At 53.1% G+C, this 26,847-nt stretch carries 23 protein-coding genes; 12 read left to right on the forward strand and 11 right to left on the reverse strand.

Annotation, left to right across the window (positions count from 1 at the left end):
* Nucleotides 1–143: 143 nt before the first annotated feature.
* The 4 genes from BN4609_RS10790 to BN4609_RS10805 all read left to right on the forward strand — a co-directional run bounded on the left by BN4609_RS10790 (nucleotide 144) and on the right by BN4609_RS10805 (nucleotide 4,447).
* Entirely contained in the window at nucleotides 144–458 is a 315-nt protein-coding gene (locus BN4609_RS10790; protein ID WP_164071653.1) for a hypothetical protein, read from the forward strand.
* Between the two features lie 83 nt (nucleotides 459–541).
* Nucleotides 542–2,359, forward strand: a complete 1,818-nt coding sequence (argS, locus tag BN4609_RS10795) for an arginine--tRNA ligase (RefSeq protein ID WP_068856682.1) — start codon at nucleotides 542–544, stop codon at nucleotides 2,357–2,359.
* Nucleotides 2,360–2,451: 92 nt separating this feature from the next.
* Complete coding sequence (locus BN4609_RS10800; protein WP_068856683.1) at nucleotides 2,452–2,922, forward strand: RNase H family protein; 471 nt, start codon at nucleotides 2,452–2,454, stop codon at nucleotides 2,920–2,922.
* A gap of 127 nt (nucleotides 2,923–3,049) precedes the next feature.
* Complete coding sequence (locus BN4609_RS10805; RefSeq protein WP_068856684.1) at nucleotides 3,050–4,447, forward strand: alpha-L-fucosidase; 1,398 nt, start codon at nucleotides 3,050–3,052, stop codon at nucleotides 4,445–4,447.
* 162 nt (nucleotides 4,448–4,609) lie between these two features.
* On the opposite strand, the gene BN4609_RS10810 is transcribed toward BN4609_RS10805, so the two are convergent.
* Together BN4609_RS10810 and ribD are read right to left on the reverse strand one after the other, a co-directional pair.
* The gene (locus BN4609_RS10810; protein WP_068856685.1) at nucleotides 4,610–5,755 is read right to left on the reverse strand and encodes a glycosyltransferase family protein; all 1,146 of its coding nucleotides are present in this window, start codon (nucleotides 5,753–5,755) and stop codon (nucleotides 4,610–4,612) included.
* Between the two features lie 92 nt (nucleotides 5,756–5,847).
* Complete coding sequence (ribD, locus tag BN4609_RS10815) at nucleotides 5,848–6,825, reverse strand: bifunctional diaminohydroxyphosphoribosylaminopyrimidine deaminase/5-amino-6-(5-phosphoribosylamino)uracil reductase RibD (RefSeq protein ID WP_068856963.1); 978 nt, start codon at nucleotides 6,823–6,825, stop codon at nucleotides 5,848–5,850.
* Nucleotides 6,826–6,960: 135 nt separating this feature from the next.
* On the opposite strand from ribD, the gene prmC reads away from it, so the two are divergent.
* From prmC to BN4609_RS10830, 3 genes are read left to right on the forward strand one after another with little or no spacing between them, the layout of a single operon-like run.
* Nucleotides 6,961–7,821, forward strand: coding sequence for a peptide chain release factor N(5)-glutamine methyltransferase (prmC, locus tag BN4609_RS10820; protein WP_068856686.1), 861 nt, complete (start codon nucleotides 6,961–6,963; stop codon nucleotides 7,819–7,821).
* 25 nt (nucleotides 7,822–7,846) lie between these two features.
* Nucleotides 7,847–8,353 carry a regulatory protein RecX gene (locus BN4609_RS10825; RefSeq protein WP_068856687.1) on the forward strand — a complete coding sequence of 169 codons (507 nt, stop codon included), beginning with the start codon at nucleotides 7,847–7,849 and terminating at the stop codon, nucleotides 8,351–8,353.
* Nucleotides 8,337–9,041: a ComF family protein gene (locus BN4609_RS10830; protein WP_068856688.1), complete on the forward strand. Its 705-nt coding sequence runs from the start codon at nucleotides 8,337–8,339 to the stop codon at nucleotides 9,039–9,041. Before BN4609_RS10825 ends, BN4609_RS10830 begins: the two co-directional genes overlap by 17 nt.
* Before the next feature lie 767 nt (nucleotides 9,042–9,808).
* Here the strand turns inward: BN4609_RS10830 and eno are convergent.
* Complete coding sequence (gene eno / locus BN4609_RS10840; RefSeq protein WP_021994318.1) at nucleotides 9,809–11,116, reverse strand: phosphopyruvate hydratase; 1,308 nt, start codon at nucleotides 11,114–11,116, stop codon at nucleotides 9,809–9,811.
* A gap of 279 nt (nucleotides 11,117–11,395) precedes the next feature.
* On the reverse strand, nucleotides 11,396–12,817 hold the full coding sequence (locus tag BN4609_RS10845) for an alkaline phosphatase (protein WP_206196555.1): 1,422 nt from the start codon (nucleotides 12,815–12,817) through the stop codon (nucleotides 11,396–11,398).
* A gap of 316 nt (nucleotides 12,818–13,133) precedes the next feature.
* Between BN4609_RS10845 and BN4609_RS10850 the strand changes: the two genes are divergently transcribed.
* Nucleotides 13,134–13,811 (forward strand): hypothetical protein, encoded by a 678-nt coding sequence (locus BN4609_RS10850; protein WP_068856690.1) that lies wholly within the window; start codon nucleotides 13,134–13,136, stop codon nucleotides 13,809–13,811.
* Between the two features lie 129 nt (nucleotides 13,812–13,940).
* On the opposite strand, the gene BN4609_RS10855 is transcribed toward BN4609_RS10850, so the two are convergent.
* From BN4609_RS10855 to BN4609_RS10875, 5 genes are all read right to left on the reverse strand, one after another.
* Nucleotides 13,941–14,270 (reverse strand): hypothetical protein, encoded by a 330-nt coding sequence (locus BN4609_RS10855; RefSeq protein WP_068856691.1) that lies wholly within the window; start codon nucleotides 14,268–14,270, stop codon nucleotides 13,941–13,943.
* Nucleotides 14,271–14,390: 120 nt separating this feature from the next.
* On the reverse strand, nucleotides 14,391–14,810 hold the full coding sequence (locus BN4609_RS10860; RefSeq protein ID WP_068856692.1) for a hypothetical protein: 420 nt from the start codon (nucleotides 14,808–14,810) through the stop codon (nucleotides 14,391–14,393).
* Between the two features lie 24 nt (nucleotides 14,811–14,834).
* Nucleotides 14,835–15,128, reverse strand: coding sequence for a winged helix-turn-helix domain-containing protein (locus BN4609_RS10865; RefSeq protein ID WP_068856693.1), 294 nt, complete (start codon nucleotides 15,126–15,128; stop codon nucleotides 14,835–14,837).
* A 3-nt stretch (nucleotides 15,129–15,131) separates the two neighbouring features.
* On the reverse strand, nucleotides 15,132–15,710 hold the full coding sequence (locus BN4609_RS10870) for a hypothetical protein (RefSeq protein WP_068856694.1): 579 nt from the start codon (nucleotides 15,708–15,710) through the stop codon (nucleotides 15,132–15,134).
* Nucleotides 15,711–15,799: 89 nt separating this feature from the next.
* Nucleotides 15,800–16,438 (reverse strand): hypothetical protein, encoded by a 639-nt coding sequence (locus BN4609_RS10875; RefSeq protein WP_068856695.1) that lies wholly within the window; start codon nucleotides 16,436–16,438, stop codon nucleotides 15,800–15,802.
* Between the two features lie 712 nt (nucleotides 16,439–17,150).
* Here BN4609_RS10875 and BN4609_RS16595 point away from each other — a divergent pair.
* From BN4609_RS16595 to BN4609_RS10895, 4 genes are all read left to right on the forward strand, one after another.
* Nucleotides 17,151–17,300 (forward strand): hypothetical protein, encoded by a 150-nt coding sequence (locus tag BN4609_RS16595; protein WP_164071654.1) that lies wholly within the window; start codon nucleotides 17,151–17,153, stop codon nucleotides 17,298–17,300.
* An 85-nt stretch (nucleotides 17,301–17,385) separates the two neighbouring features.
* Nucleotides 17,386–17,985 (forward strand): DUF4923 family protein, encoded by a 600-nt coding sequence (locus tag BN4609_RS10885; protein ID WP_068856697.1) that lies wholly within the window; start codon nucleotides 17,386–17,388, stop codon nucleotides 17,983–17,985.
* Nucleotides 17,982–18,938, forward strand: coding sequence for a site-specific tyrosine recombinase/integron integrase (gene xerA, locus BN4609_RS10890; protein WP_068856698.1), 957 nt, complete (start codon nucleotides 17,982–17,984; stop codon nucleotides 18,936–18,938). Before BN4609_RS10885 ends, xerA begins: the two co-directional genes overlap by 4 nt.
* Nucleotides 18,939–19,132: 194 nt before the next feature.
* Entirely contained in the window at nucleotides 19,133–21,946 is a 2,814-nt protein-coding gene (locus BN4609_RS10895; RefSeq protein ID WP_068856699.1) for a M16 family metallopeptidase, read from the forward strand.
* A 533-nt stretch (nucleotides 21,947–22,479) separates the two neighbouring features.
* Here BN4609_RS10895 and BN4609_RS10900 read toward each other — a convergent pair.
* Entirely contained in the window at nucleotides 22,480–22,725 is a 246-nt protein-coding gene (locus BN4609_RS10900) for a hypothetical protein (RefSeq protein ID WP_068856700.1), read from the reverse strand.
* A gap of 1,098 nt (nucleotides 22,726–23,823) precedes the next feature.
* Entirely contained in the window at nucleotides 23,824–26,814 is a 2,991-nt protein-coding gene (gene secDF, locus BN4609_RS10910; protein ID WP_068856702.1) for a protein translocase subunit SecDF, read from the reverse strand.
* Nucleotides 26,815–26,847: the final 33 nt, after the last annotated feature.

Consider the following 26,847-nt stretch of genomic DNA (forward strand, 5'->3'; position numbering starts at 1 on the left):
GCAATATATTCGCACCAATGCCGTTTTTATTAAAAACTATGGTGGCGTCAGCCCTGTAGAGACGCAAAATCTTGCGTCTCCCGAGTAAAAGGCATGGCAACGACAGGTGGATTTTTGCCTTTGTCTATAGCGCATACTTGCTTGTGAGACGCAAGATTTTGCGTCTCTACTTGGATAGTCAGTGCATAGTAGGGTGTGTTTGTTTCATTGGCGACTATGAGCTGGGCGGCGAATGGAAGCTGACACACGTCGGTTACGACTATCTGATACTAAGAGTCAGTCCCTTGTCTGACAATGCTGACGACATAAGCATGGTGAAAAGCATATACACCAACTCCATGCTGACTCTGGAATACATCACCGCAGACAGGATGTACGTGGAGTCTCCGCTCAGCTTCACCCGCCAGACAGTGGGGTTACACCGCGTGAGCGGAGAGCCTGACAGCACCAAGCCTTGACACCACAGATGTTTGCCTGTATTTTATTTTGATTTTTGCGAGGTTTGTGTTAACTTTGCATCCACAATCATCTTCATAAAATCATGAACATCGAAAAAGCTTTATGCAGTTCGGTCATCAAGGCTGTGAAGGAACTGTACGGACAGGATGTGCCTGAAAAAATGGTGCAGCTGCAGAAGACTAAACGTGAATTCGAGGGACACCTCACACTCGTGGTGTTCCCGTTCCTGAAAATATCGCACAAGAAACCGGAGGATACCGCCGGGGATATAGGACAATGGCTGAAGGCGAACGAGGACTGCGTGGCGTCATACAACGTGGTGAAGGGATTTCTCAACATCGTCATCTCAAACGCAGCATGGATAAGCCTGCTCAACGACATCAACGCCGACCCGGCTTACGGAGAGCGCAAGGCGACGGAGAAGTCGCCTTTGGTGATGATTGAATACTCCTCGCCCAACACCAACAAACCGCTGCATCTCGGACACGTGCGCAACAACCTGCTGGGCTGGAGCCTCTCAAAGATAATGGAGGCGAACGGCAACCGCGTGGTGAAGACAAACATCGTGAACGACCGAGGCATACACATCTGCAAGTCGATGCTTGCATGGCTGAAGTGGGGAAACGGTGAGACGCCCGAGACAAGCGGCAAGAAGGGCGACCATCTCATAGGCGACTACTACGTGGCTTTCGACAAACACTACCGCGAGGAGACAGCCGCGCTCAAGGCGCAATACGTCTCCGAAGGTATGGACCCGGACGAGGCGGAGAAGAAGGCTAAGGAAGAGGCGCCGCTGATGAAGGAGGCTCACGCGATGCTCGTGAAATGGGAGCAGGGCGACAAGGAGGTGCGCGCGCTGTGGCAGAAGATGAACTCATGGGTGTACGCGGGCTTCGACGAGACCTATAAGGCTCTCGGAGTGGGCTTCGACAAGATATACTACGAATCGGATACTTACCTCGAGGGAAAGGCAAAGGTGGAAGAGGGACTCGCAAAGGGTCTTTTCTTCAGAAAGGACGACAACAGTGTATGGGCAGACCTCACCGATGAGGGACTGGACCAGAAGCTGTTGTTGCGGTCCGACGGCACCAGCGTGTACATGACGCAGGACATAGGCACGGCGGACATGCGCTTCCGCGACTTCCCCATAGACAAGATGATATATGTCGTGGGCAACGAACAGAACTACCATTTTCAGGTTCTTTCCATACTGCTTGACCGTCTCGGGTTCAAGTGGGGAAAGGAACTTGTGCACTTCTCATACGGTATGGTGGAACTGCCCAACGGCAAGATGAAGAGCCGCGAGGGCACGGTGGTCGACGCCGACGACCTCATCGCCGAGATGATAAAGGACGCACGGCAGACCAGCGAGGAACTGGGCAAGTTCAAGGACATGACCGGGGAGGAGCGCGACGAGATAGCACGCATCGTCGGAATGGGCGCGCTCAAGTACTTCATACTGAAGGTGGACGCACGCAAGAACATGCTTTTCAACCCGGAGGAGAGCATCGACTTCAACGGCAACACGGGTCCGTTCATACAGTATACGCACGCCCGCATACGCAGCATACTGCGCAAGGCGCAGGCGGAAGGCATCGTCCTGCCCGACAGCCTTGACCCTGCCATGCCGCTCAACCGGAAGGAGACCGAGCTGATACAGAAGATGAACGAGTATGGAGCGGCTGTGGAGCAGGCGGGAAAGGACTATTCGCCAAGCGGCATAGCAAACTACTGCTACGAGCTCACAAAGGAGTTCAACCAGTTCTATCACGACTACAGCATACTCAGCGCAGACAGCCTGAACGAAAAAACTGTGCGTCTCGTGCTCGCGGCAAACGTAGCCAAGACTCTGAAGAACGGCATGGACCTGCTCGGCATAGAGGTGCCCGAGCGCATGTAAAGGCTCCGGCATACATCACATACGGGTGCGCCGCCCTACGCCTGCCTGCGGCACGGCTGACCGGCGCGCACCTTTCACCACACACTTAAGCAATGAACAACCAACCGCTCAATCCGCCCGACTACCGTCACGACACCGTCCTGCCCCTCCCTCCGGAGGTATCGGCGCAGGCATGGGCTGTAGACGCGGCGTGCTCGGGCAATCCCGGACCGATGGAATACCGTTGCGTGGATCTCGCCACGGGTGCGGTGGTGTTCCACTTCGGACCAATGCACGGCACAAACAACATAGGCGAGTTTCTCGCCATCGTACACGCGCTGGCTCTGATGGAGCGCGACGGCATAAAGGGAAAAGCCATCTACTCCGACAGCCACAACGCAATACTGTGGGTGAAGAAGAAGCAGTGCAAGACCAAGCTGGAGCGTACGCCGCGCACAGAACAGCTCTATCAGATAATAGCACGCGCCGAGAACTGGCTCCGCACACACCGTGTCACCACACCTATACTCAAATGGGAGACGCAGAAATGGGGAGAGGTGCCGGCTGACTTCGGGCGCAAATGACGCCCGTACTCACCGTCTCTCCTTACGACGCGCGGCAAACCTCACGCACACACATCACCGGCGGCACGCCCGTACGCGCCGTACCACACTCGGAAAAACTGAAAACCAACATAAAAACTTACCTGACATGACAAGTAAAAAACTGTTTATCACGCTTTTCATCCTTCTCGCCGGACTCACAGCGACAGCCCGACAGAAGTCTCTGCACCAGCTTCAGCAGGAGTTTACTGACCTCCGTTTCGGCATGTTCATACACTTCAACATCCCTACTTTCGCACCCGACGACTGGCCAGACCCCGATCTTCCGCCGTCGGTATTCAACCCCACGAAGCTCGATTGCAGCCAATGGGCGAAGGCGGCGAAGTCTGCCAACATGTCCTACGGGTGTCTCACGACCAAGCACCACAGCGGTTTCTGCATCTGGGACACCAAGACCACCGACTACAACGTGATGAACTCGCCGCTCAGACGCGACGTCGTGCGCGAGTATGTCGACGCCTTCCGCAAGGAGGGACTGAAGGTGATGCTCTATTACTCCATCCTCGACACCCATCACCGGTTGCGTCCCAACATGATAACTCCCGACAAAATCGCAATGATAAAGGCACAGCTGAGGGAGCTGCTCACCAACTACGGACCCATCACAGCACTCATCATAGACGGCTGGGACGCTCCGTGGTCGCGCATAAGTTATGATGACGTGCCGTTCCCGGAGATTTATCACTTCATCAAATCGCTTCAGCCGGAGTGTCTGGTGATGGATCTCAACGCGGCGAAATATCCGCGCGAGGCTCTGTTCTACACCGACATAAAGTCATACGAGCAGGGGGCGGGACAGAAGATATCAACATCCGAGAACCGCCTTCCGGCTTTGGCGTGCCTCCCTCTGCAGCAGAACTGGTTCTGGAAGGAATCGTTCCCCACCGACAAAATGAAACCGGCGGAGGAGATGATAAACCAAAACGTCATACCATACAACAAGGCTTACTGCAACTTCATACTCAATGTGGCTCCCAACCGCGACGGTCTGATGGACGAAAACGCGCTGGAGGAGCTGCGCAAGATGGGTAAAATGTGGAAGAACGACGGCAGAGTGGCGGAGCTGCCGGAGTGTGACGCGCCCATAACAGAGCGCAACATAGCCAAGAACAGACCCGCCGAATCGTCATGGAGCTACGACTACGGCATCATGGACTTTGCCAATGACGACGACTTCGTGAGCGCATGGACGTCCAATCCGAGGGTGAACACGCCATGGTGGAGCGTTGACCTGGGCGACGGAAAGACCATCGACATGGTGACGATAACCGAGGAGAAGGGCGGCGTGATGCGGGAGTACACGCTCGAATACCGCTCAGGCGGAGCGTGGAAGACGCTTTTCAGCGGTGAGGCAAAGACGCTGAGCCGTGTCAAGATACACCGTTTCGCTCCGGTGAAAGCCGATGCCGTGAAGGTGACAGTGACCCGCCACGACGGCACAGTAAAGATTGCCGAGCTGGGAGTATATACTCCTTATAAGGAATAAATATATTTTTTATAACGAGCAAGCGTATTTCCAGTACGTGACGGATATATTCCTTATAGGGCAACGGTATGCTTCTTATAGGAAGACAATACTCTTCTTATAGAGAGACAATATGATTCTTATACTATACAGAAAGCCTCCTTATCACGCATAAGGGGGCTTTCACACTCCTGCGAAACGCGACGGTAGCAGCGAGAAGAGGAACGACAGCGACATGTGATGCTCAGGCACGGAAGCCGCCGCACGCTCTATGCGCGACATGATGCGCACCGCACAGCAGTCTACCCAGCTGCGGAAATCGGGGTCGGGAGTATATTCTGACGTGAAGTCGAGCAGACGTCCGAGGTCGAAATCCGTGCTCACGATGCCTGCCCCGCAACGGCTCGCGTCGTGGGCGTTGCAGTCCTGCTCGATGTGCGCGGGCACCATGAGTATCGGTTTGCCCAGATACATCGCCTCGCACACCGACTCAAACCCTGCCGTAGTGGCGTAGGCGCGGCATCCCGCGAGCGACTTGAGGAACGCCTTGTCGTCTATCTGGTTGAACGTAAGGGTGGAGTCGACCTTATATACCTTGTCAACGCCCTTCCTGTCCCAGAAGAAATTGAGCGGCACACCGGGATTGTCGCGGTGCCACCGCGCTATGCTCTCACCGTAACCCGCATTGACCATGTAACCGTGAATATAGTCACCGTCAGACGGTCGGGTGTCGAGCACCTCGCGGCGGAGCAGCGGCGGCACCACGCTCACGCCCTTCCGGCTGTCGTCCGCCATGCTTCTGAACGACAGGGCGAGCTTGTCCTGCGCGCCTATACACGTGATGCGCGTGAACATACGCAGGAAGAAGAGGCTCACCGGGCTTCCCTTCGGAAACTCGAAACCGCTGTGCAGGAAAAGATACTGATGTCCTATGCTCACCTGCGGGACCTGCGGACGGAACAGAAGATAGGTGAGTCCGGTGAGCAGCTCGTAGAAGTTCACCACGAGGTCTGCCTTTGTCTGTATTATCCGGCTGCGTATAAAGAGAATGCTCTTCATGTAAGTCGGAGTCTTGAAGATGTTGTATGCCACGCTGCGCGTGAGGTTGCTGCGCTTGTTTGAGGGCGTGGGGAGGAAGTTGGGACTGTCGAACAGCCTTATCGGAGTGTCCATGCTGCGGCTGAAGAAGTCGGGCAGACTGCGCGCCCCGCTCTTTCCCACAAGCACCTCCACCACCTCATGACCGTTGCGACGGAGCATTGCCTCCATTGTCATTGCCTGCGTGAGATGTCCGCGGCCCTCGCCCTGTACGATGAAGAGAATTCTCATAGATTGTCGTGTTATGGTTGTTGTTTCCTCTTACACAATGTAAAATTATTCATTCCCGGTTACACCGGCATTCAATACATATGACAATTGCGTTAAATGTTGTCATGCCGTGCGTGTCCATAGGTGATTATCGTGTTGGCACCGTATGTCTCCGCGCCTGTCACGACTATGTCTGAGGGCAGCTGCGGAGCCTTTGTCCCGCCGCCGGTCGCGATGGGTGCCGTCTCCACACGTATCTCGTCCCACATCCCTGATGCGATGAACGTGCCGTGGGTGAACGCTCCTCCCTCCACTAAAACCGACTGCACGCCGCGCCGCCAAAGCTCTTCGAGCAGCTGCGGAACAACAGGACGGCTGAAGTCGAGCCCCGGAAAGAACGGGCGTTCGCGGTCGATGACTATCCGCAGAGGGTCTTTGCCCGCCCAGTGGCGCACGTTGAGCCGCGCGTTGTCGCGCCTGTCGGTGACGCTGCCTATGAGTATGGCGTCGTGGCGTGCGCGAAGCTTGTGCACCAGCATGCGCGTGAAAGGTGTGGAGAAAGCCATCGGACGGAAGCGGTCGTCGATGTATCCGTCAGCCGACTGCGCCCACTTCAGGGTGACGAAAGGACGTCTCAGACTGTTGAACGTGAAGAACACTCGGTTGAGACTGCGGCACTCGCTCTCCAGAACGCCCACCGTGACGTCTATGCCCGAGGCGCGCAGCTTTTCTATACCGCGCCCGCTCACCTTCGCGAATGTGTCCACGCAACCAACCACCACGCGACGCACGCCCTTCCTCACAATGAGGTCGGCACACGGCGGAGTCTTGCCGTAGTGGGCACACGGTTCCAGACTGACATACATGGTGGCTTCCGGCAGCAGCCGTTCGTCGTCAGGCGCGACCGAGGCGAAGGCGTTCACCTCGGCATGACCCTCTCCGCAGCGCACGTGGTAGCCCTCACCTATGATGCGTCCGCGGGCAACTATCACCGCCCCCACCATAGGATTGGGGCTGGCGTTGCGGCGTCCGCAGGCTGCAAGCTGAAGGCAGCGGCGCATGTACATTTCGTCTGTCGTGCTCTGGTTCATATCAAAATTATTAAGTATCTTTGTTCCGGCAAACGGCGGACGAGCACGCCCTGACAGGCGTCTGAGCATCATCATGATGCCGTAGTAGCCGGATAAAACCACATCAAAACATAAAATACCACCCTCAAAGACATCATGACGTACAGAGAACTATGGAACACTCTCACCCCGGTCTGCGGCGAGCGCGAGGCGAAAAGCGTCGCGCGGCTGGTCTTCGAGCAGCGTTTCGGTCTTGACATGACCGACATTTGTATAGGCAAAGATAAACAATTATCAGAAGAAACACACAACGAAATGAAAAAAATTGCTGCCCGCCTGCTGCAAAACGAGCCCGTGCAGTATGTTCTGGGCTGCGAGACGTTCTGCGGACGGACATTCGCCGTGCGTCCGGGAGTGCTCATTCCGCGCCCCGAGACAGAAGGGCTGATACAGCTCATGCACAGTCTTGGCAGCAGGGAAAAGCCCGCGCCGCGCATACTCGACATAGGGACGGGAAGCGGATGCATAGCGATAACAGCTGCGCTCGACATGGCGGGAGCCGACGTCACGGCATGGGACATATCGGAGGAGGCACTTGCCACGGCTGAGGAGAACGCCGCCACGCTCGGAGCCCGCGTGCGCTTTGTGAGGCAGGACGCGCTCCGCCCGCCTGAGGACGAGGCTCTGTGGGACTTCGTGGTGAGCAATCCGCCATACATATGCATGAAGGAACGCGCGGAGATGAGCCGCAACGTGCTCGACCACGAACCTGCCACCGCGCTCTTCGTGCCCGACGACGACCCGCTCATGTTCTACCGTTCGATAGCCCGCTACGCACGGCGCGCGCTCAGAGACGGCGGATGGCTGCTCTTCGAGATAAACCCTCTGTATGACGGAGACATGACGGCGATGATGGCGGAAGAGGGCTTTGAGGGCACGGAAACATATGACGACATTTTCGGACGACGCCGCTTCGCCGCCGCACAAAGGCAGGACAGCGGACCGGTGACGGCATGACCGGAAAAGAAAAACATCACACACAATGGCACAACTGAAGAATATGACCGAGGAACAGGCTCTGCGCAGGCTGGCGGCAATGTGCTCCAAAGCCGAGCACTCCTCAGGAGAGGTGGACGCGAAGATGCGCTCATGGCAGATGGACGACGGGGCGCGGACGCGCGTGGCTGAACGTCTGAGAAGCGCGGGATATGTGGACGACGCGCGGTTCTGCCGCTCGTTCGTGCACGACAAGATGGAGTTCGACAAATGGGGACGCCGCAAGATAGAGACGGCTCTCTACAGGAAAGGGGTCAGCCGCGACATCTACGCGCCCGTGCTCGACAGCATCAGCGACAGCGAGTATGCCGAAGCTCTGCGCCCGATGCTCGAGGCGAAGCGGCGCAACACAAAGGCACGGAGCGACTACGAGCTGAACGCGAAGCTCATAAAATACGCCCTCTCGCGAGGATACGGGATGAACATCATACGCATGTGTCTCGACACGGACGCCTGCCCCGACGCTGACGGAAGCGATGAGGACTTTTTTTAGACTTTTACGCTGTCTCACCGACATCATCGCCCCGCGTCTCTGCGCCATATGCGGAGGACGTATGTCGGCAGACGAGGACACCATCTGCGCGCGCTGCGACATGCGCCTGCCGCGCACCGGACACCTTTCCGACCTGACAGGCAACGAGATGGCTCGCCTCTTCTGGGCGAGGATAGCAGTGGTGAGAGCCGCCGCCATGTGGATGTATCAGCCACATTCGGAGGTGAGCGCGGTGATTTACAACCTGAAGTACGGCGGACGCCCCGAACAGGGACGGCAGATGGGCATGGCGGCGGCACGCGAGCTGAACGGCGCAGGATTCTTCGAAGGCATAAGCATGATTGTCCCCGTGCCGCTGGCAAAGGAGAAACTGGCGCGCCGGGGCTACAACCAGAGCGAGGAGATAGCGCGCGGCGTGGCAGCCGTGACGGGTCTGCCGGTAGCCACAGGAGTAGTGGAACGCATACGCGACACCGAAAGCCAGACAAGAAAGACCGACCTTCAGCGCGTGGAGAACGTCGAGGGGGCTTTCCGGCTGACGCGCCCCGACAGGGTGGCAGGACGCCACGTGCTCATTGTGGACGACGTGGTGACCACCGGCTCCACCGTTTGCGCGTGCGGCAGGGAGCTGATGAGGGCAGGCGGAGTGAGCGTCAGCGTGATGTCGCTCGGCTTCACCCACCAGTAGAACACATAAAAACACACGATTGACCCGGACACAATATGACGGCGGTCAATTTGATACATCTACTTAATAAAAACCATGAAAATGCATATTCATGCAATTATCGGAGTAAAAAATATTGACAATTGTTTTTCATGAAAGAGAAAAGCGGAGCGTGACATCCGGCGTTCCGCCACACACGAAAAAGCCTTTTCCGCCACCTCCACGACCCTCCGCCAACGCCTTTACACCATCCGGACGACACAGAAAAGCCTTTCCCGCACAGCAGAAGACACTGTTCCGCAGCGCGGAAAAGCACGTTCAGCCACACGGAAGAGCCTTTTCCGCAACGCCAAAGAGCCTTTCCCGCCGACCGGAAGAATGCGCATCAGAGCGCGGAACAGCGCAAACAACTGATTTACAATATAATAAATAAAGTCTCTGAGAATCGCGTATTTGCCGCCACAATGGCTTACGCACCCGAAAAACGCCTTAATTTGGAGTTGACGGTGAATATTCATGCAAACGCGACATCGGTTTCCGTATAAATATGCAATAACGCTCCCGTCATCATCCACAACCTGAAGCGCGTGGCGGAAGGCATCGCATACGGGCACGCCATATCGTTCCACCACGTCCGGAACAGCATACGTCCGCTCCGCGAATAATCCTTATCGCACGGTGACAATCACAAATCACGACATATGAATGTTGCCTACGGACAGGGACAAAACAAAGAAAGGCAGTCCGAAGACTGCCAATCTCATGAGCAAAATTAAAATTGAAAAAAGTTATTTCAGTTTGGTGTAACCGTACTTAGACACACCGGCGAGTTCCTCTTCGATGCGGATAAGCTGGTTGTACTTAGCCATACGGTCTGTGCGGCTCATCGAACCGGTCTTTATCTGACCTGAGTTTGTAGCCACGGCGATGTCGGCTATCGTTGTGTCCTCGGTCTCTCCGGAGCGGTGAGAGGTTACAGTTGTGTAGCCATGACGGTGAGCCATCTCGATGGCATCGAGAGTCTCTGTGAGCGAACCAATCTGGTTGACCTTGATGAGGATAGAGTTTGCCGCACCCATCTGTATACCTTTCTGGAGGAACTTCACGTTTGTAACGAACAGGTCGTCACCAACGAGCTGGCAGCGGTCGCCTATAGCGGCTGTCAGTTTCACCCAGTTCTCCCAGTCGTTCTCGTCGAGACCGTCCTCGATAGAGTCGATAGGATATTTTGTGATGAGCTCCTCGAGATACTTGATCTGCTCTGCAGCGGTGAGCTTCTTGCCGTTAGGATCCTTCTTCTTGCCGTTCTTCAGCTGGCTGTAGTCATAGAACCACTCGCCGTTCTCGCATACAGCGAACTCGCTGGCAGCGCAGTCCATGGCGATCTTAACGTCCTTGCCCGGCTCGTAGCCAGCGTCCTTGATAGCCTGTATGATGCTGTCGAGAGCGTCCTCAATGCCGTCGAAGTTAGGAGCGAAGCCACCTTCGTCACCCACAGCTGTAGAAAGTCCGCGGCCCTTGAGCAGTTTTGCCAGAGCGTGGAACACCTCGGCGCCCATGCGGATAGACTCCTTGATGGACGGAGCACCTACCGGACGGATCATGAACTCCTGGAAAGCGATGGGAGCGTCAGAGTGTGCTCCACCGTTGATAATGTTCATCATAGGAACCGGCATAGTGTAAGCGTTGCATCCGCCGATATAGCGATAGAGTGGCATGTTCAGTGCTTTAGCGGCAGCTTGTGCCGTTGCCAGAGATACGCCGAGGATGGCGTTGGCACCGAGGTTGCTCTTTGTCGGGGTACCGTCGAGCTCAAGCATCTTCATGTCGATAGCACGCTGATTGAACACGCAATCACCTTTGAGCGCGGGAGCGATGATGTTGTTGACATTGTCAACAGCCTTCTGAACGCCCTTTCCGCAGTAACGGCTCTTGTCACCGTCGCGAAGTTCGAGTGCTTCGTTCTCACCGGTAGATGCTCCAGAAGGAACAGCCGCACGGCCCATAACACCATTGTCGAGGGTCACTTCAACCTCTACAGTAGGATTTCCTCTTGAGTCGAGGATCTCTCTTGCATGAACTTTTTCTATTACCATAATCGTATTTTTATATTGAAGAATAATTATTCACATGCAAAGTTAATACCAATTATTAAAATAAAGGCACTTGCGGTGGTTATTTTTTCGTTTTATGAAGTTAAAAAAAACGAAGTGTGAGAGCTTATTGCGGGCTTTGCAATGTGGAGAATGCAAAACGCCGTGCCGGCAGGTATTGATGTCCTGTTCTCCGGCACGGCGCATATGGTTTTCCAGTCAGCCCGCCGCATTGTTTCGGGTAAGGCTGTTACGCTGTCTCCACAGCATTTCACCGCATGCTTATTTCTTGTCCCAACCGGCGGCGACGGCTATCTTTCCGGCTATGGTAGTGTTGTCTATCCTGCCTGTGAAAGCCTCCGCTCCGGCACCGACGGCAAATACCGGCACATAGCCGTTGGAGTGTCCGCCACTCTGCCATCCCACCATCGCAGCCTCAGCCATGGTGCGCCGTGCCGCGTCGGATATTCCATTGAGCGTGGCATAGAGGTTCTTGCTCTCCTGGTCGTGCCCTTCGGTGAGGTTGCGGTATGCCTTCTTGAGCCTGTCGGTCTGATGGTCGGTAAGCTCTACCTTGTCCCAGAAGCCCCAGTTTGCCTTCAGGTCTTTCTCCACCTGTTCCCATGTGAGTTTCTTCCCGTACTTCTTATACAGCTGCTCAAGATGTTTTGAATATCTCTCCGCGCTCATTTTCTGATATTTGAGCAGGTCGGTGTGTAGCTCGTACTTGCCGCGTCCGAGCACAATGCCGCCCGTCTCGTGGTCTGCCGTGACGACGATGAGCGTCTCGTCAGGGTGCTGCTCGTAGAACTCATAGGCAACGCTGATGGCGCGGTCGAAGTCCTGTGTCTCCCTGAATGCCGCCGCCGCGTCGTTGGCATGGCACGCATAGTCAATCTTTCCGCCCTCTATCATGAGGAAGAAACCGTCCTTGTTCTGTTTCGTCAGCGCGCTTATACCGGCTCTGGTGACCTCCTGCAGAGTCATGTCGGAGCCCGAGCGGTCGATGGCGTAAGCCAGAGAGGAGCGGTCGCCGGCATTGTCCTTCTCCTGCTGGAAGAGGATTATGCGGTCAGCGTTTTTCAGTTTCTTACGGAAATCCTTATACCCCCGCGCAATGGTATAGCCCGCTGCGGCACACTGGTCGTAGAGCGAGCCGGTGGCGGTGGCGTCGTTCTTGTTCTCCGGACTGGCGAAGTCGCTGCCCGCATAGAAGTCGAATCCGGCTGTGATGAGGTCCTTTCCTATCTCATAATACATGTTTCGGTCGGGACGGTGAGCGTAGAACGATGCCGGTGTGGCATGGTTCACCGTCACGCTTGTGCCCACACCTACAGCCGCTCCAGCCTCTTTCGCCCACACGGCGATACTGTTCACCACCGTGTTCTGGTCGGCGAGCATGCCTATCACACCGTTTTTCGTCTTGTTGCCTGTGGCAAGCGCGGTGCCTGCGGCGGCTGAGTCGGTGACCCCGTTTGTGCCGGAGAATGTCGTGACAAAGCCCGTGTAAGGGAACTGCGCGAACTGCAACGGCACGGTGCCGATGAATCCTTCGACGGCTGCGAGATAGGTCTCGGTGCCGTTAACCTGGTTGACGCCCATGCCGTCGCCTATGAAATAGAACACATACTTGGCGCGCCCTTCGGCAAACGCCGTCACCGCCATCACGAACAAAGCCGCTGCGGTCAAAATAAACTTCCTCATATCGTTATCGCAAAATATATTTTCATTATGCCGGCACCGCCGGAAAGACACCGGTGCGGAGCCGTAAGCGCAAGGCGGCGGAATGCGGATGCGGAGAAGAAAAGCCCCGTAAGGTGCTCCGTCACACCTGCGACACCGCCTTTACAGCGCAAATTTAGTAATAAAATACATGAAAAACAACCCCTGAAATATGTTTTTTCGTCCGTTTAACAGCAATGTAACACCACCGGCGAAACATTTTTATCGAAAAATGACAACACAGTCTTGGATGTTTCGGCAAATTGTCGTAACTTTGAGCCAAACGAAAACCAAAGCTATGAACGATAAGATAACACCTGACAATTTCGAATCTACCTATGTCGATCCGATAGAGGAAGAGCGGATAGACAAGTTTGTATGCGACGAGATGGCACGCCAGATACACCGCTACATCAAGGCTATGTCGGGCACTAAACACGCCATGCTGATGTTTGAGGAGCGCATATCCCGCATGTCGGTGCCCGAGAAGGAGCAGGCGATAGCGCGCTACATAGACCTCAACCGTAAGGTGCTGAGCGGTCTTGACTTCAAGATTGTGCTCGCAAGAGCGATGGCGAACTACTGCGACACGTTCGCCTATCTGCTGCGGATGGTGAACGACAAGCGCAAGGCGGTGTACTATCTGAACCGCATCAAGGCGAAATACATGCAGTATCACGAGATATTCGAGCAGGACGGCAAGTTCGGCATGAAGGACTGCAAGGGCAATGTGCTCATCAGTCCGCAGTACGACTTCCTGCGCACATGCTACGTCTACCGCGACGACCTGAGCATAATGCCGGTGATAGCGCAGAAGGACGGCAAGATGGGACTTATCCTTCCCGACGGCAAGGACACCGTCGTAGCCGACTTCCTCTACGACGACATATCGCTGCGCGACGACCCTCCGTACTTCGAGGCGCGCAAGGGCGGCACGGAAGGATATATAGACGACAAAGGCAATTTCACAGAATAAACTGACGGCGGGAAAGCGATGACTTTCCCGCCGTTTTTCTTTTGTATATCATGTGGCGATTATACGGCTGACGACCGACACTCTTATGTGCCGCATACACGCCGGACAGACCGTCCGGCCGCGACACCATCAATCGTCATCGTTGCCATGTTTATACATCAGTTCGGTCTTGACCACCTCCTGTTTCACCAGCTTCGAGTCGATGAAGGTGAACTCCGTGGTGACAGATACCCACTGATCTCTGAAAACGGCTTCTATATAAAGCAGCTTGTCCACCCTGCGGTTATTCTCTATACTCTGGGCCTCACGGGCGAGAGGCTTGCCATAACGCTTCACGAACTCGTCCTCGCTTATGCCCAACTCCACCTTCTCCGTACTGAAACGGCTGCCGGACTTCAGCGTGCCGCACGCCGTGAACAACACCAATACGGCTGCCATGAGAAACAGTCTTACATTCATATTGTCATAAAACTAAAAACAATTATACATCCGATTCACTCTCACTTAGATTGCAAATCTATATATTTTATGACTTCGTCACTCACAGCCGGCAGTTAAAAAAACGTAAACCGCAGCGCCTTACTTCTGTGCCTTGATGCCGTCGGCTATCTTGCGGCACAGCTCACTGTCGTCGCTCAGTCCCTCTTTGGCAAGTATCTTCTTCAGAGCCTCGGTGGTGACGTAAGCCTGAACGACGAATGTGGACGCGGTGTCGCCCTCCGGACGGATGATGACACTCACCTCGGTGCGCACCGCTGTGGTGACGCTCAGCAGCGTGTTGCTGTTCTCATACTTCTTGGCTTTGACAAACCCGGACGGCGAGTCGACGCTCTCCACGAACCAGCCGTCGTCCACCAGCCACGCCAGTGCCTTCTGCAGGAGCGAGTCCTTGCCCACTTCGGCACGGTATTGCTCAGCCGCGCGCGCCGGAACGGCAGTCATTACAGCCACCGCAAGGAGCGCGGCGGCAAGGAATCTCTTTGTGTTTTTCTGTCTCATAAAAATCTTATAGTTTGTAAGTTCTCATTTCACGATATATTCCTTCAGTGCCTCCACATAGTCGGAGAACGCCTGGAGTCCCTGCGGGGTTATGCGGCATGTGGTGCGCGGACGCTTCCCGCTGAAGCCCTTCTCCACCTCCACATAGCCCGCTGCAGCCAGTTTGTCTATCTGCACGCTCAGGTTGCCAGCCGTGGCTCCGGTCTGAGTGCGCAGCCAAACGAAGTCAGCCTCGTCCACACTGACGAGCAGCGACATCACGGCGAGCCTCAGCTCACTGTGGAGCAAGGGGTTGAGCGGTTTGAACCTGCTGCCCATACGTCATTCGGTTTTACGCTCGCGGTCGATAGACAAGCCCTCGAGCACACAGAACAGATAGAAAAATATGTAATAAAGCGAACTGTGCAGTCCGATGCCGGAGAAGAAAGGCCTGTCGGAGAAAACGGCATTCACAATGATGACGATGCCCCAGCCGCCTATAACGAGCAGGCCGGAAGAGCGCAGCAGGCCGCACAGCAACAGCATGGCGCAGGCAGGCGGAGCCACCATCATGACGATGGTGAGATTCATATTCCCCTTGAGCGAATAATAGGCTGCCACAAGTCCCATGAAGGCGAAGAGCAGAAAGCCGTTGCGGAGTATGCGGCTGAAGAACATGCCGCGCCATGTCCACATTCTATAGAGCACGAAAGGCACAGCCAGACTCACCACCGGCACGGCCATCCATGCCCACATCCACGGACCGGGCTCAACAAACTTGACCACGAGGCTCATCACAAAGGCGAGCGCTCCATAGACGGTAAGGAAATTGAACCGGCCGATGTTCTCCTTGCGGGCGCGGTTTATCATGTCGGTTATCACACGGAGACTCTCCTGCTCCGTCATATTCTTGTTTTCCATAAACTTTGTTTCTTCGGTTTCATATTATCAATATCAGCCGGCGGAGACCTGTGAGTCTCGGCCCCACAACCGCCGCGACGGCACGTGGGTCACGCCTTGCGGCGATGGCGCAGACAGATGAAGAAGCCCGGAATGACCAGCTCGCACAGCACAGCAAGAGCCATGGCTATCATCTCATAAGGGCCGGCATAAATCAGGGCATAAGACGCGCACACCACGGCACCGCCCGTCGCACCGCCCATAATGAGACGATTGTCAATGATGTATCCCGTGACCACTCCTGCAAAACCCATGAGGAGGATGATTACGGGAGTGACCGGCAGGGGACACAGACCGAGGTTCGCCGCCACGACACCCAATATCCACACCACAAAGCATGACCCTCCGAACGCAGCCCACACAAAGCCTGTCACCTTGCTGACGAACGAACGGGGAGTCACTCCGCGCACTCGCGTCATGACAGAAGCGGTGGCTATGCCCACTACAGCCATGAATATCCACAGCAGATTCCACGAGGCGTTGCCCGTGTGCTGCCACAGATGACCAACGACAAGGGCTGTGACAAACACCAGCACGCCCCAGAGAAGCATCACCCTGCCAGTATACCGCTCCACGTCGCGGCGGCTCTTGTCTATCAACTCTTTTATCAGCTCCAGACGGTATCCGGCGTCTGCCGCATCCGATGTGATGTTCTGACTGACATCACGAGTTTTTTCTGTTCCGTCCATAATCTTTTCCTGTTTAGATGGTTAATACTGTATGTCGCATTGAATGTGCGGACAGCCGGAACGCCTCCTGCCTGACACCCGCGTAAAAGGAGCGGGACGTGTGTCCGGGGAATGACCGGATGTTCACAATGCAAATATAAATAAGTTTACAATATAAACCAAACTATTTTATAAATAAAACTTTCCGGTGATGTCGTTTTAACTTTCTTTTACATCGCAACAGAGCATCCCTCCTCGTCTCCGCCCCTCCGCAGGACGGAAGGAGAGCACCGCATGACATGGGAGGGAAACCGTATAAACGCATAAATATGCATCAAACGGCGGTAAAAAATTTTGACAACGGAAAATCGCGAAAGAGAAAAGCGGAACACGCGGAAAAGCCTTTCCGGCAGCCGGAAAACGTCTCCCGAGACCTGCCGACGGTCATAAGGAGAGACGGAAGAGGCTTTATGGCGTGCCCGGAAAGGCTGTATGACGCCACGGAAAAGGCGGAACGAAGATGCGGAAGAGGCTCTTTCGCATTGTCATAAAGCCTCTTTCGCATGACGGAAAAGGCGCATCCGGACGGCAACATGGCGCAAACGTCTGACATACAAAGACTTGCGCAAACACCAAAATACGGACGCACAGCGCGGCGGAACACGTCTGGCGCGCACCGGAGGCACTCTCGCGGGGTTGGGAGGAAGTAGGGAGCACGGCATATACGCTTTTGATGTATAAATATGCAAAAACACTGTCAGAGGACGGAATAAGCCTTGTGACGACGGCATTGTGCGGACACTGGAAAAAGACCCAGCCGCAACGCCACCGCACCACCGCGCGCACGCTACAACGCCGGAGTACGGAGGGCTTCTCAGGATAAACAAATATAAAATATGACATATACATTATTATATAACGAAAATATTGAGTACTTTTGCCGCGCATAACAAAAAGAAAAGATTAAAATGAAGAAAACAAGACTTATGCTCATGGCAATGCTGGCATGCTTTTGCTGCATGGGCGCACAGGCTCAGGGACTGAAGGACTTACTCAACGGCATAAGCAACGTGGCTGAACAGATAACCGGCAAGTCGACAACCGTTGAGTCGATTACCGGAACATGGACCTACGACAGCCCGCAGATGAAGCTCGAGAGCGACAACGTGCTGGCGAAACTGGGCAGCGCAGCCGCAAACGCGAAGGTGAGCGACAAGCTGGGCACAGTGTACAAGAAGGTGGGACTGGACAAGATAAGCATCACATTCAGCGCCGACAGCACATACACCTCGACCATAAACGGCAGGGAGACGGCGGGAACATACTCGCTCGACACGAAGAACAAGACGCTCACAATGAAGACACGGCTCGGACTGTCGCTGAAGACTCACGTGAACGTGAGCGGAGACCACATGACACTGCTCTTCGAATCGGAGAAGCTGATGGACGGACTGAAGACCGTGACGAACATGGCGGCACAGGTGAACTCGACGGCATCGACCATCAACTCGCTCATAAAAAGCTATGACGGCATAAGCCTGGGCTTCAAACTGAAGAAGACAAAGTGAGCGCGACACCATCCGACAACGACAGCGGAAAACAGAGAAGGCACGACAGCGCGACCGTAAGGAGGTATCTGCGCTATCTGAAGCTGGAGCGCAACTACTCGGCAAACACAATAGAGGCTTACCGCAACGACATAGCGCATCTGGAACGCTACATGAGGCAGGAGGGACTGACGCCCGAAAGCGTGACGTGCGGGCATCTGAACCACTTCGCAGCGACGCTCCACGAATACGGCATAGGTCCGTCGTCGCAGGCAAGGATACTGAGCGGGGTGCGCTCGTTCTTCAGATATCTGCTGCTGGAGGGGTATGTGGAGGACGACCCCTCCGAACTGCTGGAGTGGCCCACACTCGGCGAACATCTGCCGGAAGTGCTCACCACAGAGGAGATAGACCGCATGGAGGCGTCGATAGACCTGTCGAAATGGGAGGGACAACGCAACAAGGCGATAATAGAAACGCTCTTCTCGTGCGGGCTGCGGGTGTCGGAACTGACCACGCTGAAGATGTCCGACCTCTTCACCGACGACAATTTCATACGCATAAAGGGCAAGGGCAGCAAGGAGAGACTGGTGCCCATATCAGCCAAGGCGGTGAAGGAACTGAAGCTGTGGTTCTTAGACCGTAACCTGATGAAGATAAAACCGGGCGAGGAGGACTATGTGTTCCTCAACCGGAGGGGAGCGCACCTCACACGCACGATGGTGTTCATAATGATCAGACGGTGCGCCGCGGACGCCGGAATAGAGAAGAACGTGTCGCCGCACACCCTGCGCCACTCATTCGCCACAGCCCTGCTCAAAGGTGGAGCCGACCTGAGAGCCATACAGGAGATGCTCGGACACGAGAGCATATCGACAACGGAGATATACACACACGTGGACATGACGACACTCAGACAGGAGATACTGGAGCACCATCCGCGCAACATAAGGTATGCGGAAGGCAGGGAATGAGAAGGGAGGAGACTATCCATATGGTAAGTCACGGACGCTTTTTGATGAGCGTTTAATCAAAAAAAAGCGTCAGTGACTTTATTATTGACACATCACACTCCGTTTTTTCTTATAAAAAGAGATGTATTATTAAATAAAAAGAGGTATATTTGCAGTTTGGAAATATAACACATCAAATTTAAAGTCTATATTTTATGAAACTCAGGAAAATCATGGCGGCAGTCCTCATATGTTTCGCAGGACTCGCCAACGCCCAGATGCAGATGCCCACAATACCGCTCGACCCGGACGTGCGCATAGGCAAGCTGGACAACGGACTGACTTACTACATCCGTCACAACAACTGGCCGGAAAAACGCGCGAACTTCTACATCGCACAGAAAGTGGGCTCGATACAGGAAGAGGAAAGCCAGCGCGGACTCGCACACTTCCTGGAGCACATGTGCTTCAACGGCACAAAGAACTTCGAGGGCAACGAGGTGATGAGATTCTGCGAGAGCATCGGTGTGCAGTTCGGACGCGATCTGAACGCCTACACGTCGATAGACCAGACCGTGTACAACATATCGAACGTGCCCACAGACCGCCAGTCGGCGCTCGACTCATGCCTGCTCATACTGCACGACTGGGCAAGCGAGCTGACGCTCGACCCGAAGGAGATAGACAAGGAGCGCGGAGTGATACACGACGAGTGGCGCATGCGGTCAAGCGCATCGGGTCGCATGTTCGAGCGTAATCTGCCGAAGCTCTACCCGGGCTCGAAATATGGTCTGCGCTACCCCATCGGTCTGATGAGCGTGATAGACAACTTCAAGCCGAAGGAGCTGGAAGACTACTACCACAAATGGTATCACCCGCAGAACCAGGGCATAATCGTCGTGGGCGATGTGGACGTGGACCACGTCGAGGCGGAGATAAAGAAGCTGTTCGGAGACATAAAGAACCCTGAGAACGCGGCACCGATTGTGGACGAGCCTGTGCCCGACAACGCCGAGCCTATAGTCATAATAGACAAGGACAAGGAACAGCGCACCAACATGGTGGAGGTGATGATAAAGCACGATGTGTTCCCCGACTCACTGAAGAACACCATGGCTTATCTGGTGTACGGATATGTGAAGGGTGCCGCGATGAGCATGCTCAACAACCGCTACACTGAGGCTGCGCTCAGCGCAGACTGCCCTTACGTGAACGTGGGAGCAAGCGACGGCAACTACATATTCGCCAAGACGAAAGACGCTTTCGACATAGGCATCATGCCCAAGGAGATGGGCAAGACGGCAGACGCTGTGAAAGCGGCTTTCATAGAGGCAAGACGCGCGGCTGAGTTCGGATTCACCGCCACTGAGTATGAACGCTACAGACAGGACTACCTCAGCTCTCTGGAAAAGGCATACAGCAACAAGGACAAACGCTACAACGAGCAGTTCTACAGCCAGTATCTGGGTCACTTCCTCTCGAACGAGCCGATGCCGTCGATAGAATTCCAGTATCAGACGATGAAACAGCTCGTGCCGATGATTCCGGTGGAGGCTGTGAACGAGGTGATGAAGGAGCTTGTGCCGCCTAACGACACCAACCTCGTGATAATGAACTTCAACAACGAGAAGGAAGGGAACGTGTATCCGACAGAGGAAGCGTTGCTCGGAGCCGTCAAGGCAGCACGCGCAGAGCAGATATCGGCTTATGTGGACAACGTGAAGAACGAACCGCTCATCACCGAGAAACCTAAAGCGGGAACAATAAAGAGCGAGAAGAAGAACGCGAAGTTCGGATATACAGAGCTCAAACTGTCGAACGGCGCCACAGTGGTCCTCAAGAAGAGCGACCTGAAGAAAGACCAGGTGATACTCAGCGCAGAGGGATTCGGAGGCTCGTCGCTGTACGGCGAAAAGGACTTCGTGAACCTCAAGGTGTTCGACGACGTGATAGGACAGAGCGGACTCGGCTCTTTCTCACTGACTGAACTGAACAAGGCTCTCGCAGGAAAGATTGCCAACGTGAACCTGTCAATGGACGGTCTCTACACACACGCAAGCGGATCGTCAACACCGAAGGACGTGGAGACAATGCTGCAGATGCTTTATCTTTACTTCACAAACATCAACAAGGACCAGAAGTCGTTCGACAATCTCATCAAACAGTATGAGGTTGCGCTTAAAGACCGTGCTCTCTCACCCGACGTGGCACTGGGAGACTCGCTCACGGCAACCATGTACGGACACAACCCGCGCCTCAAACCGCTCGTTACGGAAGACCTTCCGCAGATAAGCTATGACCGCATACTGCAGATGGCAAAGGAACGCACGGCTAACGCCGCAGGATGGACATTCACTCTGGTGGGCAACTTCGAGGAGGACTCCATACGTCCGCTCATATGCCAGTACATAGCATCACTGCCTGCACAGGGCAAGATTGTGAAAGGCAAACGCACGGCATTCATGCAGAAGGGTGAGATAGTGAACGAGTTCAAGCGCAAGCAGGAGACTCCGAAGTCTACCGCATACATGATGTGGCACAACGAAGACATGCCTTATACTCTTGAAAACTCCATCCGCGCAGACATGGCTGGACAGATTCTTTCGATGATTTATCTGAAGAAGATACGCGAGGAACAGAGCGCGGCTTACTCCGTAGGAGCACAGGGCTCGGCTTCTATCAGCGACAACTACCACAACATCAACATCTTCGCTTACTGCCCGATGAACCCTGACAAGAAGGAACTGGCGGTGAAAATAATGAACGAAGAGGTGAAGAACATGACCAAGACATGCGACGCCGACATGCTGAAGAAGGTGAAGGAATTCATGCTGAAGAGCATAGACGACGAGAGCAAGACAAACGGTTACTGGGTTGGCGTGATAGACACTTACCGCAAGTATAACATCGATATGGACACCGACTATAAGAAGACAGTGGAGGCTCAGACTACACAGAGCATCTGCGACTTCATGAAGGAGTTTCTCAAACCGGGCAATCATATATCTGTAATAATGATACCGGAATAATAAGAATGCACGTGCCGGGGCATGACGGCACACAATATCTCTGCGGACGCGGTGTGAGAACGGCGTTACAGAGGCAAATACAAACAGTCTCCGGAGACACGACAAATGTCTCCGGAGATTTTTTTATCCCCTGTCGGTCATTATACTTCATCCGTATTCAGTACTGACATCAGACATATCGCTTTCCGACATTGCCAAAGATGTAGCGGGCTACATCATAAAAAGCGGTGAAGAACAATGGCGTCAGCCCAGTAGAGACGCAAAATCTTGCGTCTCCCGAGCAACAAACGTAGCAATAACTGCCATATCCTCACTCCAACTTATTGCCCAACCTTACGTCTCCCGAGCAACAAACGTAGCAATAACAGCCACATCCTCGCCCCATCTTATTGTCCATCCTTGCGTCTCCCGAACAACAAACGCAACAATGACTGCCATATCCTCACCCCAATTTATTGCCCATCCTTACTTGTGAGACGCAAAATTTTGCGTCACTACTTTTTGCAGGCTGAGATACAAAAGGAATATATTCATCATGCCATAACAATGGCGTCAGCCTGTAGAGACGCAAAATCTTGCGTCTCCCGAACAACAAACGCAGCAATAACTGCCATATCCTCACTCCAACTTATTGCCCAACCTTGCGTCTCCCGAACAACAAACGCAACGATAACAGTCATATCCTCACCCCAATTTATTTCCCATCCTTGCTTGTGAGACGCAAAATTTTGCGTCTCTACTTTTTGCAGGCTGAGATACAAAAGGAATATATTCATCATGCCATAACAATGGCGTCAGCCTGTAGAGACGCAAAATCTTGCGTCTCCCGAGCAACAAACGCAACAATAACAGTCATATCCTCACCCCAATTTATTTTCCATCCTTGCTTGTGAGACGCAAAATTTTGCGTCTCTACTTTTTGCAGGCTGAGATACAAAAGGAATATATTCATCATGCCATAACAATGGCGTCAGCCTGTAGAGACGCAAAATCTTGCGTCTCCCGAGAAATAAACGCAGCAACGGCAGTCACATACCCACCCCAATTTATTGCCCATCCTTACGTCTCACGATAAGGTCAGTGCAAACCATTTCCGGAACAGTCATATTGCCATACACACATTCCCTGCACATTACAACATATATATCATCATGTAAGTTTGTTTATAACGCACTGTAATAATCGCACTTTTTGCTTGTGAGACGCAAGATTTTGCGTCTCTACTTTTGATTACCAATATATAATACTGCGTTATTTTCATGTGTGAAACAGTGCCGGATGGCGCAATGAAAGTTTGCTTTCAGATAGCTAAGCACAACCTGTTTTTATTAAAAACAGTGCCAGCGAGCGCAATGAGAGCTTGCTATCAAATTGCCGAGCGCAGCCTGTTTTATTTAAAAACACCCCATAATTCACTGTAAACTTATGATGACCGGTAAGGGATAATACGCGATGTCGCTTTTGTTTTTACTATAACAAGGCTGGTGAGCATAATGTATGCATTGATAATAATACCGCAACCGCACACATATATATTATATACCACACACATATATATTATATAATGTATAAAGGACGGTGCTACATGCACTAAGAATATATTATATAATGTATCAGAAACAATGCGATACGGACACCATATATATTATATAATGTATAAAGGACGGTGCTACATGCACTAAGAATATATTATATAATGTATCAGAAACAATGCGATACGGACAACATATATATTATATAATGTATAAAGGTCTGTGCGGTATTGTCAGCATATATTTAATATAATGTGTGTATGGAAGGAAAAAAAAGACATAAAAAAAGGTTGCATTCCTGAAACGGTATGCAACCTTTAACTATAAAATTATGAAAGAGTTGTCTTACTTATTCCTTGCCACCGCGTCTTTCTCACGTATCTTACGACCCAATGTGAAGTAAGCTACAGGGGCTGCAATGAATATTGAGGAGAACGTACCGAATACGATACCCAGAATCATTGCAAGCGAGAAGCTGCGTATACTCTCACCTCCGAAGAACAGAATGACGATGAGCACGAGCAGAGTAGAGGAACCGGTGTTGATTGTACGTGCAAGAGTCTGGTTGAGTGAATCGTTGAACAGCGTCCACTTGTCACGGTTCATGTACAACTGCATGTTCTCACGTATACGGTCGAACACAACCACCTTGTCGTTGATGGAGTAACCGATAACCGTCAGTATGGCTCCGATGAATGTCTGGTCTATCTCGAGCGACATCGGCAGAATGCCCCACATCAGCGAGTATACACCCAGAACGAATATCGTATCGAATGCCAGTGCGGCTGTCGAACCGATTGAGAATGCCACGTTGCGGAAACGTAACAGGATGTAAAGGAATATCGCTACGATTGCCACAAGCACACTGATGATGGCTCCGTAGGTGATGTCCTTGGCGACAGACGGACCGACCTTTGCGCTGCTTATGATGGAACCGCCCTCACGTATGTCCGGATTTCTGAACTTGGAGATATCCTTCTGTGTGATAAGACCGGCTGACGAAAGCGACTTGAAGAGTATGCTCTCCACCTCGGCATCAACGTTCTGGTCGTTGGACTCTATCTTGTAGTTGGTGTTCACACGTATTGTCTTGCCGTCAACACCTATGGCTATGGCACTGAAAGTGGATTCGCCGAAAGCTCCGTCGAGTGCTTCACGAACCTGCTCGGGCTCTACCTTCTGCTCAAAACGCAGCACGAAATTGCGTCCTCCTGTGAAGTCGATACTCTTGCTGAAGCCGCGCCAGAAGAAACTTACGAAGAAGATGAGCGTCAGAACACCCCAAACGGTGAACGAACGCTTGTAGCCTCCCATGAAGTTGAAGTTGGTGTTCTGAGGCATCTTGCGCGAGATGGATGTGGAGAACGTGAGGTTCTGCCACTTGTCGCGCTTCATCTGATGGTCGTAAACAAGACGTGTCAGGTATACTGCGGTAAAGAACGAACAGCAGATACCGATTATCAGTGTTATGGCGAAGCCTCGGATAGGACCTGTTCCGAACACTGCGAGAATCACACCTGTGATGATTGACGTCAGGTTGGAGTCGAAGATAGCTGAGAAGGCGTTCTTATAACCAGCCTGCAATGCAGTCTTCACGTTCAAGCCTTTCTGCAGTTCTTCCTTCGCACGTTCATATATGAGCACGTTGGCATCGACCGCCATACCGAGAGAAAGCAACAGACCGGCTATTCCAGGCATGGTAAGCGCGGTCTGGAAGGAGCTCATCACACCCAACGTAAAGAAGAGGTTGAACAGCAGAGCCATGTTGGCGAGCAGTCCGGGGATTACGTTATAGAGGATAATCATGTAAATCATGAGGATGACAAACGCTATAACGAACGATATAAGACCCTGTTGTATGGACTGGGCACCGAGCGACGGACCTACGATATCTTCCTGTACGATGCGTGCGGGAGCTGGCATACGTCCCGATCTAAGCGTGTTTGCAAGGTCCTTTGTATCCTCAATCGTGAAGTTACCAGTTATGGCTGAGCTTCCGCCGGTGATTTCACCGTTAACGCGGGGAGCCGAGTAGACGCTTCCGTCAAGTACGATTGCTATTGCCTTTCCGATGTTTGCCTTTGTCATAGCTGCCCAACGGCGTGCGCCCTCTGTGTTCATTCTCATGCTCACCTCAGGCGCGCCTGTCATATGGTTGAACTCATCAGTAGCTTCTGTAACGACATCTCCTTCCAGCGGAGCGCGTCCGTTGGTGGTCGTCACCTTGATGGCATGCAGCTCGTACATGTTCTTCACGCTCAGACCGTCACTCGGTTTGGCACTCCAAAGCAGCTTGCAGTCGGACGGAAGAATCTTCTTCGCCATTGCGGAATAGATTATCTTGTCCACTGCGGCTGTGTCGAGAACGTTGGCATAACCCACGACACTGAGTGAGTTAGCGCCTGTAGTGGTGAGCATGGAGAGCAGCGGATTTGCCTTCTTTGCCTCTTCCGATACTTTAGAGGCAGAGGTCTTGGCAGCCTCAGCAACCTTTCCCTTCAGCTCAAACTTGCTGTTCTGTGCCTTTGCGGCAGTCTCCTTCTTTGCTGAAGTGGTGTCAACGGCAGCAGTGTCAGCCTCTTCCGGACCGTTATTGGCGAGCGTCTGGTCTATCTGGACAAGGTAAGGAATTATCTCTTCGGCATTGTATGTCTCCCAGAACTCGAGGTTTGCGCTACCCTGAAGAAGCCGGCGTATACGTTCAGGCTCGCGTATTCCAGGCATCTCAACCATGATACGGCCTTCCTGTCCTTCAAGTTTCTGGATGTTGGGCTGAACGACTCCGAACTTGTCTATACGTGTGCGGACAACCGTAAAAGAGTTGTCTATCGCAGCCTTTATCTCTTCGCGCAGCACTTTCTCCACGTCCTTGTCAGAGCTTACAGGCGAAACCTTACCCTGAAGTCTTTGTGTTGCGAACAGTTCAGAGAGGTGATGACCGGGCGCGTTTCTCTTGTACGCCTCGATAAAGAGGCTCAGAAAGTCCTTCTGGCTTGCCTCTTCCTCAGCCTTGGCTTCATTGAGCGACTTCACGAAAGCAGCGTCGGTCTTATGCTCGGCAAGCGCTGCCACAACGTCCGGAACACTTACTTCGAGGACAACATTCATACCGCCTTTAAGGTCAAGACCAAGTCCGATCTGCGTCTCAAGGCAATCCTGATAAGAATAAATTCCGAGATACTTCACAGAGTCTTTGTAGTCCTGCTGTGCAATCGGGTCCTTTATCTTTGCAATCTGGCTGTCATAGTAGCTTGTGGCAACCGAGAATGACAAATAAAAGATGCTTGCAAGCGTCAACAAGACAGCTGTTACAATTACAATTCCTTTGTTTTGCATTTTGATATATTGTTATTAATTATTTTATTTTTC

Source organism: Leyella lascolaii, assembly GCF_900079775.1.
Lineage (GTDB): Bacteria > Bacteroidota > Bacteroidia > Bacteroidales > Bacteroidaceae > Prevotella > Prevotella lascolaii.

What these genes read in the sequence shown, in the direction of transcription:
- ribD (WP_068856963.1), bottom strand. Translation starts at nt 6,825, where the DNA reads ATGAACCAGAGCACGACAGACGAAATGTACATGCGCCGCTGCCTTCAG.
- BN4609_RS16595 (WP_164071654.1), top strand. Translation starts at nt 17,151, where the DNA reads ATGTATAAATATGCAAAAACACTGTCAGAGGACGGAATAAGCCTTGTG.
- BN4609_RS10825 (WP_068856687.1), top strand. Translation starts at nt 7,847, where the DNA reads ATGGCACAACTGAAGAATATGACCGAGGAACAGGCTCTGCGCAGGCTG.
- BN4609_RS10875 (WP_068856695.1), bottom strand. Translation starts at nt 16,438, where the DNA reads ATGGACGGAACAGAAAAAACTCGTGATGTCAGTCAGAACATCACATCG.
- prmC (WP_068856686.1), top strand. Translation starts at nt 6,961, where the DNA reads ATGACGTACAGAGAACTATGGAACACTCTCACCCCGGTCTGCGGCGAG.
- BN4609_RS10805 (WP_068856684.1), top strand. Translation starts at nt 3,050, where the DNA reads ATGACAAGTAAAAAACTGTTTATCACGCTTTTCATCCTTCTCGCCGGA.
- BN4609_RS10900 (WP_068856700.1), bottom strand. Translation starts at nt 22,725, where the DNA reads ATGATGAATATATTCCTTTTGTATCTCAGCCTGCAAAAAGTAGAGACG.
- BN4609_RS10850 (WP_068856690.1), top strand. Translation starts at nt 13,134, where the DNA reads ATGAACGATAAGATAACACCTGACAATTTCGAATCTACCTATGTCGAT.
- BN4609_RS10845 (WP_206196555.1), bottom strand. Translation starts at nt 12,817, where the DNA reads ATGAGGAAGTTTATTTTGACCGCAGCGGCTTTGTTCGTGATGGCGGTG.
- BN4609_RS10855 (WP_068856691.1), bottom strand. Translation starts at nt 14,270, where the DNA reads ATGAATGTAAGACTGTTTCTCATGGCAGCCGTATTGGTGTTGTTCACG.
- eno (WP_021994318.1), bottom strand. Translation starts at nt 11,116, where the DNA reads ATGGTAATAGAAAAAGTTCATGCAAGAGAGATCCTCGACTCAAGAGGA.
- BN4609_RS10885 (WP_068856697.1), top strand. Translation starts at nt 17,386, where the DNA reads ATGAAGAAAACAAGACTTATGCTCATGGCAATGCTGGCATGCTTTTGC.
- BN4609_RS10865 (WP_068856693.1), bottom strand. Translation starts at nt 15,128, where the DNA reads ATGGGCAGCAGGTTCAAACCGCTCAACCCCTTGCTCCACAGTGAGCTG.
- BN4609_RS10860 (WP_068856692.1), bottom strand. Translation starts at nt 14,810, where the DNA reads ATGAGACAGAAAAACACAAAGAGATTCCTTGCCGCCGCGCTCCTTGCG.
- BN4609_RS10810 (WP_068856685.1), bottom strand. Translation starts at nt 5,755, where the DNA reads ATGAGAATTCTCTTCATCGTACAGGGCGAGGGCCGCGGACATCTCACG.
- BN4609_RS10830 (WP_068856688.1), top strand. Translation starts at nt 8,337, where the DNA reads ATGAGGACTTTTTTTAGACTTTTACGCTGTCTCACCGACATCATCGCC.
- secDF (WP_068856702.1), bottom strand. Translation starts at nt 26,814, where the DNA reads ATGCAAAACAAAGGAATTGTAATTGTAACAGCTGTCTTGTTGACGCTT.
- BN4609_RS10870 (WP_068856694.1), bottom strand. Translation starts at nt 15,710, where the DNA reads ATGGAAAACAAGAATATGACGGAGCAGGAGAGTCTCCGTGTGATAACC.
- BN4609_RS10800 (WP_068856683.1), top strand. Translation starts at nt 2,452, where the DNA reads ATGAACAACCAACCGCTCAATCCGCCCGACTACCGTCACGACACCGTC.
- argS (WP_068856682.1), top strand. Translation starts at nt 542, where the DNA reads ATGAACATCGAAAAAGCTTTATGCAGTTCGGTCATCAAGGCTGTGAAG.
- BN4609_RS10895 (WP_068856699.1), top strand. Translation starts at nt 19,133, where the DNA reads ATGAAACTCAGGAAAATCATGGCGGCAGTCCTCATATGTTTCGCAGGA.